This is a genomic window from Chondrinema litorale, assembly GCF_026250525.1.
GTDB lineage: Bacteria > Bacteroidota > Bacteroidia > Cytophagales > Flammeovirgaceae > Chondrinema > Chondrinema litorale.
Genome location: NZ_CP111062.1, coordinates 1 through 17,222, shown reverse-complemented (window position 1 = coordinate 17,222; position 17,222 = coordinate 1). Strand labels below are relative to the sequence as shown.

Annotated in this window: 10 protein-coding genes and 1 CRISPR repeat array; of the genes, 9 read left to right on the top strand and 1 reads right to left on the bottom strand. The window is 32.6% G+C overall.

Annotation, left to right across the window (positions count from 1 at the left end; translation table 11 throughout):
- Nucleotides 1-156: 156 nt before the first annotated feature.
- The 8 genes from OQ292_RS38280 to cas2 are packed head-to-tail and all read left to right on the top strand — an operon-like array spanning nt 157 to nt 9,292.
- On the top strand, nt 157-924 hold the full coding sequence (locus OQ292_RS38280; RefSeq protein WP_284689548.1) for a CRISPR-associated endoribonuclease Cas6: 768 nt from the start codon (nt 157-159) through the stop codon (nt 922-924).
- Between the two features lie 32 nt (nt 925-956).
- The gene (locus OQ292_RS38275; RefSeq protein WP_284689547.1) at nt 957-3,767 is read left to right on the top strand and encodes a hypothetical protein; all 2,811 of its coding nucleotides are present in this window, start codon (nt 957-959) and stop codon (nt 3,765-3,767) included.
- Nucleotides 3,768-3,813: 46 nt separating this feature from the next.
- A complete protein-coding gene (cas7d, locus tag OQ292_RS38270) occupies nt 3,814-4,746 on the top strand; it encodes a type I-D CRISPR-associated protein Cas7/Csc2 (RefSeq protein WP_284689546.1) in 933 nt (310 codons plus the stop codon).
- Between the two features lie 26 nt (nt 4,747-4,772).
- Entirely contained in the window at nt 4,773-5,429 is a 657-nt protein-coding gene (gene cas5d / locus OQ292_RS38265; RefSeq protein ID WP_284689545.1) for a type I-D CRISPR-associated protein Cas5/Csc1, read from the top strand.
- A gap of 5 nt (nt 5,430-5,434) precedes the next feature.
- Nucleotides 5,435-7,486 (top strand): type I-D CRISPR-associated helicase Cas3', encoded by a 2,052-nt coding sequence (gene cas3 / locus OQ292_RS38260; RefSeq protein WP_284689544.1) that lies wholly within the window; start codon nt 5,435-5,437, stop codon nt 7,484-7,486.
- A 2-nt stretch (nt 7,487-7,488) separates the two neighbouring features.
- Entirely contained in the window at nt 7,489-8,004 is a 516-nt protein-coding gene (locus tag OQ292_RS38255; protein WP_284689543.1) for a CRISPR-associated protein Cas4, read from the top strand.
- A gap of 7 nt (nt 8,005-8,011) precedes the next feature.
- Nucleotides 8,012-9,004, top strand: coding sequence for a type I-B CRISPR-associated endonuclease Cas1b (cas1b, locus tag OQ292_RS38250; RefSeq protein WP_284689542.1), 993 nt, complete (start codon nt 8,012-8,014; stop codon nt 9,002-9,004).
- A 51-nt stretch (nt 9,005-9,055) separates the two neighbouring features.
- Entirely contained in the window at nt 9,056-9,292 is a 237-nt protein-coding gene (cas2, locus tag OQ292_RS38245; RefSeq protein ID WP_431733814.1) for a CRISPR-associated endonuclease Cas2, read from the top strand.
- A gap of 212 nt (nt 9,293-9,504) precedes the next feature.
- Nucleotides 9,505-11,180: a CRISPR direct-repeat array (repeat unit 30 nt; unit sequence ATTCTAATTATGGCATGTTGCCATTAAGAT).
- 162 nt (nt 11,181-11,342) lie between these two features.
- Here the strand turns inward: cas2 and OQ292_RS38240 are convergent.
- Nucleotides 11,343-15,764: a rhamnogalacturonan lyase family protein gene (locus OQ292_RS38240; RefSeq protein ID WP_431733815.1), complete on the bottom strand. Its 4,422-nt coding sequence runs from the start codon at nt 15,762-15,764 to the stop codon at nt 11,343-11,345.
- Between the two features lie 640 nt (nt 15,765-16,404).
- On the opposite strand from OQ292_RS38240, the gene OQ292_RS38235 reads away from it, so the two are divergent.
- Nucleotides 16,405-16,869, top strand: a complete 465-nt coding sequence (locus OQ292_RS38235) for a JAB domain-containing protein (protein ID WP_284689539.1) — start codon at nt 16,405-16,407, stop codon at nt 16,867-16,869.
- Nucleotides 16,870-17,222: the final 353 nt, after the last annotated feature.

Here is a 17,222-nt window from a genome sequence, read left to right as displayed (position 1 = left end):
CTGCAATTGTATTGATTTATATTAAGAGAGTAACTATATTAGCTTTAACAAATTATTAGTATAAACAATTAGTTGAAGGCCTCTCAAATATTATCATATTTTTAATAATCAAAACATTTTGAGATGATACATAAACAATATCTCATTAGGTGTAAAGTGCCTGATGTTAAAGTATCTTATAATATAGGTACTCAAATTGGTTCCTTAGTAAACTTTAAAGTTTCTCAAGGAAATAAGATATTAGGAAAAAAATGGCACGATGAAGGTGAACTTTATAATAATAATCATAAGGCGAAGCTTAGTATAGCACGAATAAGAGCTGTAAAAGCAGAATATAACAAAGCGTATATCAAGGCGGTAGGCTATGATTTTATATTAGATATTCGATTTTATATTCCTTCAATTGCCAAAGCATTTGATAAAGCAACTTTACTGGATGATACTTTTACAATTACTGATAATTTTGGAGAAAAAAGCTTTAAAATAATTAAAGAAAAAAGGATGAAACCTCCTAAATTTTTCACTACGATGAATTATCAATTGCGCACTCCCAGTGCTCTTACAACAAAATCCAAAGGTGAAAATGAAAAAAAAGTTTTAAACCCTAAAGATTCTATTTTTATTGATAAACTTCAACAGCATTTACTGAGGAGAACAGAACTATTATATCGTTTTGGAAATGCGAGGGAAGGTTTAGAAGAAGGTATAGAAGATTTATCTTTTAAGATAATTGGAGATAAATTAAAAGAAAAAAAAATATTTTTTAGACAGGGTAAAGCAGGAATTAAAGGTTATGAATATAACTTTCAACTTACAGTTCCGATTGAAGTACACAAAATGATTTATTTTGGAGGCTTTTTAGAAAGCACATCTCAAGGGTTTGGTTATTTAGATACTTTACCTGAAAAATATTTTGCAAAATAAATATCAGTACAAAATATATAAATTTCTGATTTATGAAATATGCAATTCCACAAGGAATGTATCAGCTTGGTATTACCCAAACTGTACTTGAATCCTTTTTTGATGGCCCTTTTAATAAAGTGATATCAGTCTTTGGTATTAAAGAAGCAAAAGGAAAATTTGATACAGATAACATAGTGTATGATGGCTATGATATGCCTTATCATATACATGTTTTACAAGGTTTATTGCCCGCTTTGCAAATATTCGAGCAAATATTAATTCAAGAAAATTGTGAAGACGATGAACAGGTCGATACTTGGTTTAGAGTATTTTGCTTAGGTTTTTTACTACATGATGCTAATAAATTACTAGAAGGATACTCCTTGTTACATGCTATAAATGCCATTGTAGACAATACCGATAGATGGCATGAAAAATTAGCTATATACCATTTTTTCCCGAGTGTAAATCAATACTGGGGGGATATACAATATGTAGCCCTCAAAGCAGAAAACAGAACTGAACTAGGAGCAAGTTTACGCTCACAACAATTACCCAAAACAGTCAAAGAATGGTTAAGCATTTTAGTTCGATTTGCCGATAAAATGGCTTCTATGGGAGGGGCAATACAATATAAAAAACAAGGGGAACAATTAATACCTACCAAGTCCTATGCAGATGGTTACCAAAACATTAGGCAAATGTATATGCATATCAAAGAATTAATAGCAGATTTATCTATTAGCTTGCCTCTCCAATATGTGTGTATACAGGAAAATCCTTATAAAATGTTGACCAAACAAGCATTAACTGGGATATTTAAAGTTTTACAAATAAATGGTAGGCAAATACTAGGAGTTACACACAATAGTGTTTTGTTTTTTGGAGAGGCTTTTAATCCCACTTTAAAACAAAAGGCTATTGAATCAGCAATAAATGAAGAGGAGATAGATGTGGTACAGCTTTCAAAAATAGACTTTCAAACTGCCAATTTAGATTTTGTAAATGCCAAACCATTAGATGAAATTACATGGGAAAAATTGATGGATAATACTGCCGACAAATTTTTATCAATAGCTCCCAATAGCGCAAATAGCTATGAAAATAATGGATTTGAAATGCTCAAGCAATTACTTGAAACTTTTGAAGAACATGAATGGGTTAGTTATATTGAAGATGAAAAATCACATAAAATCAGATTATTTTTCACCAATTTAAAAACAGAAGAAGCACTTCTATTTAGAGATATAGTATGCTTAAAAAAGCTAAAATGGCTAAATGCTAAAAAGGTTAAAGAATGGGAGACTGACTGTGATACTTATTTTAATAAAGAGGACGCCATATATGAAGGTTTTAAGTGGCACGTATCTGATACCGTACTACAATCTCCAAAAGAGATTGTAAATTACTTTCAAACAATAACAAAATCGCCCATCAACCTATTAAAAACCTTATTCAGCATCAGCTATGCATTGAATATTCTACATGAAGATAACATTGTTGATGACCCACAGGAAATAAAGGAATTATTGCTAGCAGAAGTAATGGATAAGTTAAATCCTGTTGAAGTATCATCTACCATACAAAGCAGTCCTATATTGGAGCTAATGAATCATTTTTTGTATTACACAGGAAATCTGGAACCACTTTGGGGAAGAAACCTACATATACCTATAGCAGAAAAACGTTGTGCTATTACTAATTCTGTAGCTACCAAAAAATACGAGGAAACCAAAGCATTTGGTTTGAAAGCCAGAGGATTTTCCCGCAAAGCCCCCTCCTATTTAACTACCTCTCCTAAAACTAAAATAGGAGATAGTATGATAGTAGAAAACCAAATTAGGAAAAAGTACTTTTCAAAAAACACAGAAGCCAATTTAGCTATTTATCGAGATTTTTGCGAATGGGGTTTTGGATTACCTCTACAAACCATCTTACTGAAAGATATTGCTGTTAGTAGAGGTATTGAGATAGATGACTCTCTTCAAACTATTAACGTGGATAAGGGGGCATCACTCTCTCAAGATTATCATGAATATGAACTAATAGAGATTGGAAAAGATATAGCTTCTCAGTTTTATTTCATTAGTAAAAACTTACGTATTGCTCAAGCTTTGGGTATTAGGATGTATGTAACCAGTATAATGGCACATTATCGACCACATAAAGCGATATTTTATTATGAAAATGCTCCTCGATTTGCACACCAATTAAATTGGCATGAAGTACGTCTTTCGGAAATTAAGGTGGTTAATCATGAAATAAGATTACTCATTCAACTGGCAAAAGTAGGGAAAAACATCAACTCTGGTTATGTACTTTCTTATGCAGGAGATAGAAATCATATTTTTAGACTGTACAGAGATTATGTAAAACGAGTAGAGATAAAAGAAAAGCAAGTGAAAGCTTCATTTTTAAAAAGTCAAATCAGAAAAGATATCAATGAATTAATAGTACTAAGACCTAAATATTTTGAAAACATGAGTATTATCAAAGAATTGGCAAATATTGCTTTATCCATCCAAAGAGACAATAAAAATGCTTCACAAGATAGCCGAATGATTAGAATTGCTTTAAATGCTTTAAGACAAGCTATTCATGATAAAGCTGATGAGGAAGAAAGTATTGAAATAATTGCGGGTATGTTATTCCAAAATTACCGTCTCAAAGAATTCGTTTCTCTTAATCATTTGCGAACAGCCTCCCGAGATTTTGCTACAAAATTATATACAGGTATTTATCAAGAAAAATGGCAAAAACAACTACCTGCTAAAACCAAAGAAAAAATTCTGATAGCTCAGTTTGCCTTTGTTTATTCAGAAAAAGTTGTTCAATACTTTGAAGAAAAGAAAAAAGCATAATTACCTACCATTTTTATTTCTAAACACTTTAAATTTTAAAAACCACATGGAAAATATTTTTAATAAAATTTCTGAACAGAAATATTTTATCAATAATCTTAAAACTAACCAATTAGGTCATATTAAAGTAGCCATTCTACGAGAAGTAATCAATCCCTTAATAATTAGAAGTACTTCTCCTGATGAAGTATTGAGTTACAAAATGCCATCGGGTAAAGAAGTAGTAGAAATACCTGCTAGAAAATTAAAAAGTAGAGAGAAATTAAGAGGTCTAAAACAAACGCGTGTTTTCAATGCAATTTCAGAAGATTTACGATACAATGCTATTAAAAAAAGTGAACACTTAGCCAATATAAATTCTCTTACTTTTGGCGATACCGTTTCAGGGGAAGCAGTTGGTTTACCAGCTAGAGCTATTTATGATTGGAGCTATTCCATTCAAGAAGTGATAGATGTATCCGATACTTTACAACATAATGCTTTAGGTGAAAGTGGTACTATGCATGATGAAGAGAAAGGAGGTTTAAGACAATCCTTATTTCAGGTACAATATGTTATGCCAGGTACATTATTTCCCCATTTTATAACCTTAGAAAACACCACTCCTGCTATGTTATTTCATGTATTATCTGCGGTTATTTATGAAAATAGGTATGGCGCCCAAAGTACTACTACGGGTGCAAATATGAAAAACCACATTATTGGCATTGGTTTTGGCAGACACGAACCTGCTTTAAATAGCTATCTCATTTCTAAAGATTGGAATAATGAAACTGAACCCAATTTTACCAATGTACAACAAATAATAATAGAAAAAATGCAAGCAGGTTATGGAGCTGGCTATTTGGATGGTTCAGAAATTACTAAAACAATAGTAGCTCTTTGGAACAAACAAGATAATACTTTGGAAAAGGCCTATGCAGACTTTCAAAAACTTGCCCATCAGTTTTTAAAAGAAATTAAAGTCATTAAAAAATAGTTTTTCCTTCCTCAAAATGAATACTTATGTATGTGTATCCGATTGAAATTACCTTATGTAATCATCTTTTTTATTTTACTGAAAATACCAATGGAGTCTACACAGCACCATTTATAGGTGATTTAGCATTGACTTATGCACTCAGAAGAACAATATGTACAAATTGGGAAACACCTCCATTTCGCAAAAAACCTGAATATGAAGAAATAAAAGACTGGGGTTTCTATGTATCAGTGGCTCAACCTATCCAATATAAACATACTGAAGTATATACCCGTAATACTTTGTTTAATGTAGATGGATATATTGATATTGACAATATTATCAAAAGTAGTAAATCGCCATTCAAAACCCTTTTTTATACTCAAGGCATTGCAGTGGGTAGTACTTTTAGTTGTTTTATTTTTAGTCAAAAAGAACTTAATATTCCACAAACCATTCGTGCTGGTGCGGGTAAAGAAACTTTATTAAGAATAGAGGAAAAAATCCCAAATCAAAAAGATGTTTGGCTTAATATATACACCTTACAACAAGTTTATAAAAATTTAGAGAAAGCTGCTGAATGGATACAAGACGAACCTTATGAAAGAGCTTATATATTAGAACAATATGTACTTCTAAAACATATCTCTTTACCAATTGCTGAGCGAATTTTAGCTGATGCTTTTGCCAATTTAGAATAAATATCATGAAAAAGATACAAATCCATATTGATGAGCAATTTGTAAAATTAACAGATATCAAAGAAAAATTTTATACTAGAGATGGCATTGAAGAATACTATATGCATTACTCTCAAAAAGTAATGCGAGATCATTTTGATCATTTACCACTCTTCACTTTTTTTTATGCACCTACAGGTACAGGAAAATCATATAGTTTTGTATTTCCTGTATTGAAAGCTGCTAATAAATTAGATAAGAAAAAAGGACTATTAGTATTACCTACCAATACTCTTATTGATGAGCTTCATGAAAATTTTTCTGCTACATTTCATCAATTAGAAATTAGTAAGCTTACTGGGAATACTCTTGATCAAGCAGACAAAAAAGGCAGTTACCAAAGATGGATGTACTGCATTGAAACTGCTGCTAAATCTGATATTGTAATTACAAATCCAGATATTTTAAATTATGCCATGCATGGTGGGTATGACAGCAATATTAAAAGACAATTAAAGCATAAAAATTCAGGTGGAAAATCTATTATTAGTTTGCTCGAAAAGTTTGATTATTTTGTTTTTGATGAGTTTCATTTATATGATGAAGAACAAATAGCTAATATACTCACACTGGTTAAGCTACGAGAATTTTTTATTGTGGATTCTGCACGTTTTCTGTTTGTTTCTGCTACTCCAGAAAGAAAATTAGAAGCCATTTTAAGCTCTGAAGGCATAAGGTATAAAAACATACTAGACTGCTTAAAAGAAAGTAAGAGTGTGTCAAAAAAACATTTTACTATTTTGGAGGAGCAAATTAGCTCAGATGTATCATATGCACGAAAAATAAAAGGAAAGGTAAGATTAGATGTTATATTGGATAAGGATTTTTTCAATGTTATTTTAAATTATAAAGATGAAATTAAAAAAATCATTAATAATCAAAAACGAGTATTAATTATATTTAATTCGCTAGCTAATTTAAAGAAACTTAAGTTAAATATCGCTTCTTTATTTGGTAATGAAAATATCGAAGAAATCTCTGGCTATCATCAGAAACCCAGTAAAAATAAACCAGTCATTTTGGCTACAAGTAAGGTTGAAGTCGGAGCAAACTTTGGAGTAGACTTCGGTATTATGCAAACTGGTTTTAATAGTCGGAGTTGTATTCAGCGTTTGGGAAGATATGCCAGAGGTGGTAAAAGTGGACAAGTTATTTTAGTTTATGATGCTTTGCAAAAATCTAGAAAACGAACACTTAAAGCATGTTATAGTAAGTTTTTAAAAGCATTTCAAAATAATAATTTTGATCTAGCAAAAACTTCAAATATAAGCTACACAAAATTAGTAGAATACTTAAAAGAGAGCTTAGATGATCCTCAATTTTATATAGAAAAAGTACCTTTATTATATGGGGAATATCTTTTTGCTATTAAAAAAAACTTTATCGTCAATAATAATTATGAAGCATCTCAAATATTTAAAGAGTTAGTTGTTACAGATAGACTACCACCTACTGCACAACAGAGGTATAAGTATTTTTATAGTATTGATATAAAAATACAGCAATTAGTAAAACAATTTAAGTCAGAAAGTATCCCTTGGCAAAATTGGTGGGATAATTATCTTAAAACCTATCTCACTTTTAGAAATGCAATACCTACAGTACAAGTAAAAGATATGGAAGAAGATGGTTTAGAAACCGAATATAGTATAGAGTGGCTACTTATGCATAAGGAAATAATTGAACGGATAGAGGATAAACAGGGGAATGTCACATTGGTAGTAGGTGGTATTTTAGATAGTAAAAATAACGATATACAATACGAAATTTTGACTATGCCTTTTATTGGTGGTGGTAATCGTTTTTTAGATAATAAACAACGACAGAACCCTTCAGAAGCATTTAAGAAAACATTAACTCAACTTTTAGATAGTGGAAATAATAGAAGTGCTATATTATTTGCCAACGAGCAGCAAATATTACGCAAACAACTATTAGGCTTACACAGCACATATTCTGAGAAACGCTTTATGATTAACACTAATGGAATATATGGAACCGAAAGAAACTTTATATAACAATGCTTACTGTAACTGCGCAACATATTCACTACTTACATATATGTAAGAGAAAGCTTTGGTTAATCTTGAAAGGAGTAAGTTTAGAAACTACATCTGAAAGAGTTATGGAAGGTAAATTTTTACATGATACTGCCTATTCTAAACGTGCTAAACGATGGCAGGAAATAGATTTAGGTAGTGCAAAAATTGACCATTATGACCCAAAAACCAAAACTATCCTAGAGGTCAAAATTTCCAATAAAATGGAATGGGCACATGAAGCACAAGTATATTATTATCTATGGTTGCTACAACAAATGGGTATATTAGATCCCAGTGCACGTTTAGAATATCCTTTACTTAAAAAAACAAAAACGCTTAAGTTAAATCCACAAATAATAGAGGAAGTTGTAAAATGGAAAAAAGAAATAGAGTACTTAGAAAGCAACATACATTGCCCACATGTTATTAAAAAAACTATATGTAAAAACTGTGCTTTTCATGATTTCTGTTATGTGACCGAGCTTATAAACTAGATTCAAAATGAAAAAACCATATTATATTTTAAGATCTGGAAGAGTTTCAAGAAAAGAAAACACTTTATTATATAAAGATTCTACTGGACAAAGAAGAGTACTACCCATTCATGACATTGAGTCTATTTATTGTTTTGGAGAATTAGATGCAAATACATCATTTTATAACTTTCTTGGTAAAAATCATATACCACTGCACTTTTTTGATTACTACGAACACTATACAGGTTCTTTTATGCCTAAAGCCTATTTATTGGCAGGCCAAGTACAAGTAGCTCAAACCTTACACTATCATCATACAAATAAAAGACTGTATTTGGCAAGTAGCTTAGTAGATGGTGCATCTTCTAATATTCTTAAAAACCTTCAGTATTATAAACGAAAAGGTATAGAAGAAATGGAAACGCTTATCAAGCAAATTGAACAACTTAGATTAATTATATCTCAGGCCAAAGATATTCAAACACTAATGGGAATTGAAGGCAGTATTAGACAACTATATTATCAAGGGTTTGAATTTATAATTAAAACATTTAGCATGAATGGAAGAAGTAAACAACCTCCTAAAAATGAGATAAATGCATTATTGAGCTTTGGAAACATGATGTGTTATACCACTTGTATGGATGTACTTTATCATACCCAACTAAATCCTATGATTAGTTTTTTGCATCAACCAGGAGTAAGACGTTATTCATTAGCATTAGACATTGCTGAAATTTTTAAACCAATAATAGTCGATAGACTAATTTTTTCTTTATTAAATAAAAAAGTAATCCAAAAAAAAGATTTTCATAAAGAGTTCAATAGTTGTATCTTAAAAGATGCGTCTCGAAAAAAATTCTTAGAAGCTTATGATAAAAAATTAAAAGAAACTATAAAGCATAGAATCTTGAAAAAAGACATCAGTTATAAGCGTCTTATTCTGTTAGAATGCTATAAGCTAGTAAAACATGTTTTAAATATTGAATCCTATCAACCATTTAAAATGTGGTGGTAAAAATTAAAACTATAACCTGCTTTAAACATGTATATATTTTTATGTTATGATATGGACGAAAAAAGAGTGAATAAAGCATTAAAAATTTGCCGAAAATACCTTCATTGGGTTCAAAACTCGGTATTTGAAGGAGAAATTACAGTTATAGAACTCAAAAAACTTAAACATGAATTAAAAGAAATAATACAAGATAAAGATAATATTCGTATTTATACAGTACGTGCAGAGCAATGGATTAAAAAGGAAGTTTTAGGAGAAATTAAAGCAAATACTTCATCTTTTATCTAAACTTGAAGTTGTCGATGTATAAAATCTAGTTTTAAATAACATATTGATTTTCAAAAATTTAGTCTTATTATTTAGCACAGGTTCTCTAATAGAGTTGTCTATCCTCTAAATAAATCTCCTTTTTGGAGATCCACAATCAATATAGCAAAAATCAAATCTATTTATATGTACTAGCTAGTCTATAACACGCTTTTCATTACTTTTGTTGAAGGATTCTAATTATGGCATGTTGCCATTAAGATGAGTCTGTTGCATGCATATATAATGCTGCTGAAACATTCTAATTATGGCATGTTGCCATTAAGATGCAAAAATAAGTGGGGGAAATACTACAAATGGTCCATTCTAATTATGGCATGTTGCCATTAAGATGGCAGCCTTAAAAACTGCTCCATACTGGAGATCGGAATTCTAATTATGGCATGTTGCCATTAAGATAGTGTAGAAGATATTGAGGAGATAATTGATAAAAAAATTCTAATTATGGCATGTTGCCATTAAGATGTATATCTCCAGAGTCTGATTTAAAATTGATCTGGTATTCTAATTATGGCATGTTGCCATTAAGATGTAAGGTTAGCAACTTCTCTTAGTGAGTAGTAATTTATTCTAATTATGGCATGTTGCCATTAAGATCTCAGGGATTAAGTCAGGCCCAGAAAATTGCAATCCATTCTAATTATGGCATGTTGCCATTAAGATTTGTTACATCATACCCATACTGCCCAAAAGCAGCAATTCTAATTATGGCATGTTGCCATTAAGATTTAACTTTTGGGCAACCATTCTCAGGCTTTGCTTTAATTCTAATTATGGCATGTTGCCATTAAGATTATATAAACCCATTAGATGTAGTCCAGTTTGCATAAATTCTAATTATGGCATGTTGCCATTAAGATATTTTTATTGGTTCAGGTTCGGACGGCGGCAACACAATTCTAATTATGGCATGTTGCCATTAAGATCTTACTATTGTACGACTTTGTATTAATTCGGTCGGGATTCTAATTATGGCATGTTGCCATTAAGATATAAGCGGTTTAAAGTCCTGTATTTGGGCTTTTCTAATTCTAATTATGGCATGTTGCCATTAAGATGTATTTATCGCGAAATCAATTAGTCTTTCTGATAAAATTCTAATTATGGCATGTTGCCATTAAGATTTTAAACTGTTGAGGTTTTCTCTGGCGCTTGTTACTATTCTAATTATGGCATGTTGCCATTAAGATGAAATAAGATTGTTTGTCTAAAGATCATTTCAATTTATTCTAATTATGGCATGTTGCCATTAAGATTTGTGATTTCTTTGTGTGAATGGCTGTTTTTAAATAATTCTAATTATGGCATGTTGCCATTAAGATGTACTGTATTCTCTGTTACAATCTCGTTGTTAGAAGATTCTAATTATGGCATGTTGCCATTAAGATGAAATGATAGCTCTTTACGATAATTTCGAAAGAGTTATTCTAATTATGGCATGTTGCCATTAAGATGCTTTATTTACTGGTTTTGCTGTGCTTACCGGGCCAATTCTAATTATGGCATGTTGCCATTAAGATGTTACTGCAACTGGTAATGCACAAGGCATTAGAGACATTCTAATTATGGCATGTTGCCATTAAGATCAGATAGCAGGCAGTGCAAATACAAGTGCTTATATTATTCTAATTATGGCATGTTGCCATTAAGATTCTGTATTAACGACTATTTCAGGTAATGATAAAAGAATTCTAATTATGGCATGTTGCCATTAAGATTACAATGATATTGATAACTTTTTGTTTGATGCTACATTCTAATTATGGCATGTTGCCATTAAGATACAGACCACTTTGTATGTGGAGAAGGTGGTAGTGATATTCTAATTATGGCATGTTGCCACTTAAATTTGACTCAATCAAAACATTATAGATTTTTAACGATTGGAATAATAAAGAATTAAACATAATAGCTCATTATACGCTTTTTGTAGTTTGAAGCTAAAATATAGTAATGAGAAAGTTTTAAAAAAATATCCTCCTTTCCAAGGTTTTAGAAAGGAGGAATAGATTTATTGTTTAACAAAATTTACTGTTTGCATTCCATCTTTGTATTGAAGTTGGAGAATATAGATACCTGATGATAAATCTGTAATATCTAATGTATGATGTATTTCACCCGCTTCGAAAGTACCTAATTCTTTCACATATACTCTTTTGCCTTCTGTATTGGTAATTGCTACTTTAACTTCAGAATTATCAAATAAAAAGCTATTAAAAGTAACTGAACCAGCACTTACCGGATTCGGGAAAACCATTAATTCACTATTTAAGTTTTCTTCAGAATTTGTTGATTGTATATTAGCCACTTGTCTTTGTGAACTACTTGATTCACAAGAGGTTGCCATTACTCCTAAGCCTGTAATTTCTAAATAATCTAGATATGGTAAGCCTTTAAAACTGCTAGACTCTAGTGCTATGTAATTTGTGCCTTCGGCCAATTCCATCGTAAAACTCCACGTATTCCAATGTAACCAATCTGGCTCTGCTTTAAAGCCGATATTTGCTACGGCTAAACTATCATTTAAATATAGGCGAGCAGGTTTTTTATAAAGAAGGCCGTTGTGAAATCTAAAGGTAAATTCGTAACTACCAGCAATTGGAATTTCTATAGCCCAAGTTACTCTCGCATTTTTTCGATAATAAGTATTGGTATAGCCATTTCCAGTAAAGCCAGGTATTAAGTGGTCTATTCTTCCGTCTACTCCACAAAAACCTAGTTCATCTTCTTGTATCTTAACAGTAAGTATTTGATAATCAAGATAAACTTCTACCACATTTGAAGATAAGGTATAATTACTTTCTGTCACTCCTTTAATCCAATAATAGTAAGTGTTGCCAGCAGTTGCAGTTGTATCGGTAAAAGATTGAGAGGTGTCTGTTACACTAGCTATAAACTCAAAATCCGCTGAATCTAAACTAGAACTTCTATAAACCTCTATGGTATCAAAAGTAATATTTTGAACTGCCCAATCTAAAGTTATATCAGTATCATTAGCAACTACAGTTAAAGATAAGGTTGGTGTTGGAGGAATAATAGCTTCTGCTCCATTTGAATTAAGGTTAGAACCATCATTATAAATACCTTTTATCCAATAATAGTAGACGGTATCAGGCTCTACTGTATCATCAATAAAAGAAAAAGTTGTATTGCTAACACTTCCCACACGTGATCTGCCACTTGGGTTAGGATCTGTATCTCTAAATATTTCATGATGTCGAAAGCTGGTATTTTTGAGTGTCCAAGTTAGTAAAACTTCATCTACATTTACTTCTGCATTTAGGATAATCTCTGGAACAGCTGGCACTAGAATAGAGTCTAATACATTGGAGTTTAATGTAGTACTATCTTCAAAAACACCACTAACCCAGTAACTATAATAATCGCCCTCTACCACAGCAGTATCTGTATAACTTGTTATTGTGCCATTCAATGTAGCCACTAACATTGAGTCTTTATAAACTTCTTGAGAGACAAATGTAGCATACTCAACTGTCCAACTTAAATCTACACTAGACGAACTAGTAGTCGCAGTTAGTGCAATAGCAGGAGTATACACACAGGCAGCAGCACTTTGTGTAGTTCCTTTTTCACCTCTAATACCGATGTAATCTATATTAGCCAAACCTCCACTGGTAGTAGCTTCTAATCGTATATCGTGCTCACCAGTATCTAGCGAAACCATAATACCTGATGTTCCCCAAGTTGTCCAGCCTCCCGTTGGGAGCAAACTTACATTACCCATATTAACACCATCAATAATCAAATCTCCAGGTCTATCATTTGCTCCATTGGCATAGCCAAATAAGATCTCGTACTCTCCGCTCTCATTAATTTTTATACGCCATTCAATACCTGTTCCTACAGCGTTATCTGTGTTGGCAAAACCATCACCAGTAAACCCTGCATTATTGCTATCTACGGTACCCTCCACACTACAAAAACCTATTTCATTTTCTTGGATAATAACAGGCTCTTGGGGTTTGGTTGGTGTAGCCATGGCCATATTAGAGTTTACACTTATACTATCTCCATCTAATGCTTCAATCCAATAATAGTAAGTGCTATCATTAGCTACAGAAGTATCTGTATAGGTTCTGATAAGTGAATTTAATGATGCAATGTTTACTCTTCCGTCAGGGTCTTCATCACCGTCGCGATAAACAATTTGTGAACCACTAATACCAGAGATTTCCCAGTTAAGTGTTACTAAAGAATCTCCTGCAGTAGCTTCTAAAGTAATTTCTGTGATGTTTGGTGAGGAGGCGGCGGCATTTGAAATTACTGTATCTCCATTAGCATCTAGTGTAGTTACCCAGTAATAATAATCGGTACCATTGGTTACTGTTGTATCTGAAAAAACAGTAGTTCCTGCAGTAAGCGAAGTTATTTTTGAACTTGTAGGAAAAAGATTACTTATACCTCTATAAATATCTAAATCTGCATTAGCACCTGAAATGAGCCAATCTAAATCAACCACACCATTTTTACTTACTACTCCCAGATTAACTAATGGTGGTGGTGTAGTTTCTGCTACCAATTGTATATCTGGAATTGGTGCTGGATCCATATCGGCACCCAGATAAAAACCGGGATGCGGAGGTTGATTATAACCAACATTTTGCCATGCTACTGCAGTTCGATATTGTGGATCGTGCATCAGTGTGTAAAGCTTATGTTCAGTAGGTATGGTAGTTGTAAAAATCAATAGCTTGTCATTGTCTTGATGTCGCCAAATTACTTCTTCTCTCCAATCACCTAAAATATCTGCAGAAAGATTTGGAGTTGCTTTAGTACTGTTATTGGATGCTGCACCATAGGCAAATGCATTGAGAAGGGTATTATTTGTAAAGTTTGTATAATCCCACTTACTAATAGTAGTACCATCTAAAAGCTCTCGTATGAGGTCTCCATCCCACCAAGAAGCAAAATTCATAGGTCCCGGCCTCGAGGTACTTATCTGTACACCTGTTGCAGAGTTTAAACCCCCTCTTGAACCCCATGCTTCATAACCTTTGTAAGTTGGGTCTATGTCCATAGCAACTCCCCTACCGATGTCTGAACCATCGCCAGGGCGACTCCAAATAATTTCGCCAGTGGCTGCATCATGCATTTCTACACCATGTTCACCATAACTAGATGGACTCTCATGAACCATAAAAACTTCTAATCCTTCTCTATCTGGGTCCATGTCTGATAAGTGTAAAGCATCTCCATGCCCCAAACCAGTTGAATAAAGGCCGGTACCATCATCATCAATCGTAGCTGCACCGTAAACAATTTCATCTTTGCCATCTGCATCTACGTCACCTACGGTTAAACTATGTGCACCTTGTTGCGCATAACCTTCGTTTCCTGTATCTCTGCTATCAAATACCCAACGCTGGCTGAGTGTGCCATTTTGCCAATCCCAAGCAACTAGCATTGTTAACTCGTAATAACCTCTACACATTACCAAACTTGGATTAACTCCATCTAAATAAGCTACTGCTGCCAAAAAGCGATCGACTCTGTTACCATAAGTATCTCCCCAATCACCTACATTACCTCTTGCTGGTTCAAAATTGGTAGTTGCCATTTCGGCTCCGGTTTCTCCATTAAATATGGTTAAATATTCCGGACCACTTAAGATATACCCATTCGAATTTCGATAATCGGCATTAATATCACCTATTATAGTACCTACTCCATCGATAGCGGCATCAGCAGTTCTGCAGGCCAGTTCTGCTTTGCCATCTCCATCTAAATCGTAAACCATAAACTGGGTGTAGTGCGCTCCTGCTCTTATGTTTCTACCTAAATCAATACGCCATAACTGTTCACCTTCTAGCGTATACGCATCAATAAATACATTGCCTGTATAACCAGACTGAGAGTTATCTTTAGCGTTAGATGGGTCCCATTTCACTATAATTTCATAGTCACCATCACCGTCTAAATCAGCAACACTACAATCGTTGGGGCTATAATCATAATTAACACCATCTGGTGTAGTGCCTCCAGATGGTCGTTGCAGATCAAGAGTAAAATAGCCTTGGTCCCAAACATTAGCAGCTCCAAAAGCTGCTTGTTCTACCCCGCCAATTATAGGTCGCACCGTATAACTGCTATTATAAACTGTACTGTCTACATAGTTGGTGGACTGTGTTATAGGTATTGCGTTTACAAGTGTTCCGCCTCTATAAAGATTAAAGGCAATGTCTGTTGGATCTGTACCGAACATGCGCCACGAAACGAAAACTTCGTTACTACTTTTGCGGACTGCAACAACTCCCCTGTCGAGAAATTCCATTTGATTTTGAGCAAAAACTTGAGGAAAACTCAGAAATAATAAGGCCAGTAAAAATACACTCGATTTTTGAATTAAATAGTTAGGCTTTTCCTTAGCATACCGATTTTTTAATGAGGTGGCACCATCCTCATGTGGATTCATTGAAATGTTTTTCATTTTCAAAACTTTTGTGTTGATTGATATAAATGGTAGTTGAAAAAATAAATGAGTGTAATTTGCTATGAAATAGAATAGAAGCTAAAAAAAAGAGGCTATCTATTCTTTTCAAGAGTAATATTTAGGATTTATCATCGATGAATAACCCATAAACTTTAATTAGAAAAATATCATAATTCTAATAAATTTATAGTACTAAATGTATGTATAATTTATATTAAATGCCAAATATTTAGTATTATTAATTTATGATTGATAGGTTGTAGTAGCTTTTTATTAAAGATTATAGAAAACAGATTGAATCACATATCATCAATCAATAACCTTTAAAATATTAGTAATAAGTATACCTAGCATTTAATCAATTGCCTATCCATACTTCTATGGACTCAAACGATTTGCACACTACTATCCAACTATCAAATTTTTCAAACTGCTTATAGGCGACTTTGAAACACAAAAAATTAACTAAGATCGATTTTGGTATTTCTACGCAATAGTAGTTCGGCATAAACCCTTCAATGCCTAGCTTCTATCCTTTTATTCCACATCCTCTATTGCTTGCAGTAATACACTGCAACCGAAAAATGAAGCAAATTTTTGTTTCATTCAAATTCTTACAATCATGTCTTACAAAAAATTTGATCCTAATTATGTAGCTGAAGTTAAAATATCTTATTCCTCAAAAGTTCCAGCTAGTAAAAGACCTACCATTACTTCTTCTGCTTCTGCAGCTGAAATCTTAAGAAAACACTGGGAACCTGGACAACTTGGCTTTGTTGAAAGTTTTAAAATTCTATTACTCAACCGTGCTAACAAAGTATTGGGTATTTACACTGTTTCTAATGGTGGCATTTCTGGTACTGTGGCTGATCCTAAAACAATCTTTATTGCAGCGCTAAAAAGTTCTTCTGTATCATTAGTACTTTGCCATAATCATCCGAGCTCCAACACTAATCCTAGCCAAGCTGATATAAATTTAACAAATAAAATCAAAGAAGCTGGTAAGCTGCTTGATATTGCTGTACTCGATCATATTATTCTAACAGAAGAAAATTACTTCTCTTTTCTTGACTCCGGGTTATTATAATTTAAATCCCGGCAAAAGCCGGGATTTTTTTATAATTCTAAGTTGAAAACAATTCGGATAAAAAAATATCTCTGGGGATTTTGGAGTCCGGTTAGTTTAAAATATGTCTATTGCATGACTAAATACATTACTAATCTAACCCTATAAGTTCCAGTATACAATTCATATTCTCCACTATCTAAAACTGATTTTGCACATTAGATCAATGATCGACTTTAATTATCTTATTACTTTAAACAATGCATCCTGATATCATTTTTTTTATGGCAATCGAAACGCTATAAACCTCTACACCAATCCAAATTTCGATTATATTTTTATTATATTTTTTCTAAAGAAAAAATAACTTTTCT

Coding starts and splice junctions, on each gene's coding strand:
- cas1b (WP_284689542.1), top strand. CDS start 8,012: ATGAAAAAACCATATTATATTTTAAGATCTGGAAGAGTTTCAAGAAAA.
- OQ292_RS38255 (WP_284689543.1), top strand. CDS start 7,489: ATGCTTACTGTAACTGCGCAACATATTCACTACTTACATATATGTAAG.
- cas5d (WP_284689545.1), top strand. CDS start 4,773: ATGTATGTGTATCCGATTGAAATTACCTTATGTAATCATCTTTTTTAT.
- OQ292_RS38235 (WP_284689539.1), top strand. CDS start 16,405: ATGTCTTACAAAAAATTTGATCCTAATTATGTAGCTGAAGTTAAAATA.
- OQ292_RS38275 (WP_284689547.1), top strand. CDS start 957: ATGAAATATGCAATTCCACAAGGAATGTATCAGCTTGGTATTACCCAA.
- cas7d (WP_284689546.1), top strand. CDS start 3,814: ATGGAAAATATTTTTAATAAAATTTCTGAACAGAAATATTTTATCAAT.
- OQ292_RS38240 (WP_431733815.1), bottom strand. CDS start 15,764: ATGAATCCACATGAGGATGGTGCCACCTCATTAAAAAATCGGTATGCT.
- cas2 (WP_431733814.1), top strand. CDS start 9,056: ATGGACGAAAAAAGAGTGAATAAAGCATTAAAAATTTGCCGAAAATAC.
- cas3 (WP_284689544.1), top strand. CDS start 5,435: ATGAAAAAGATACAAATCCATATTGATGAGCAATTTGTAAAATTAACA.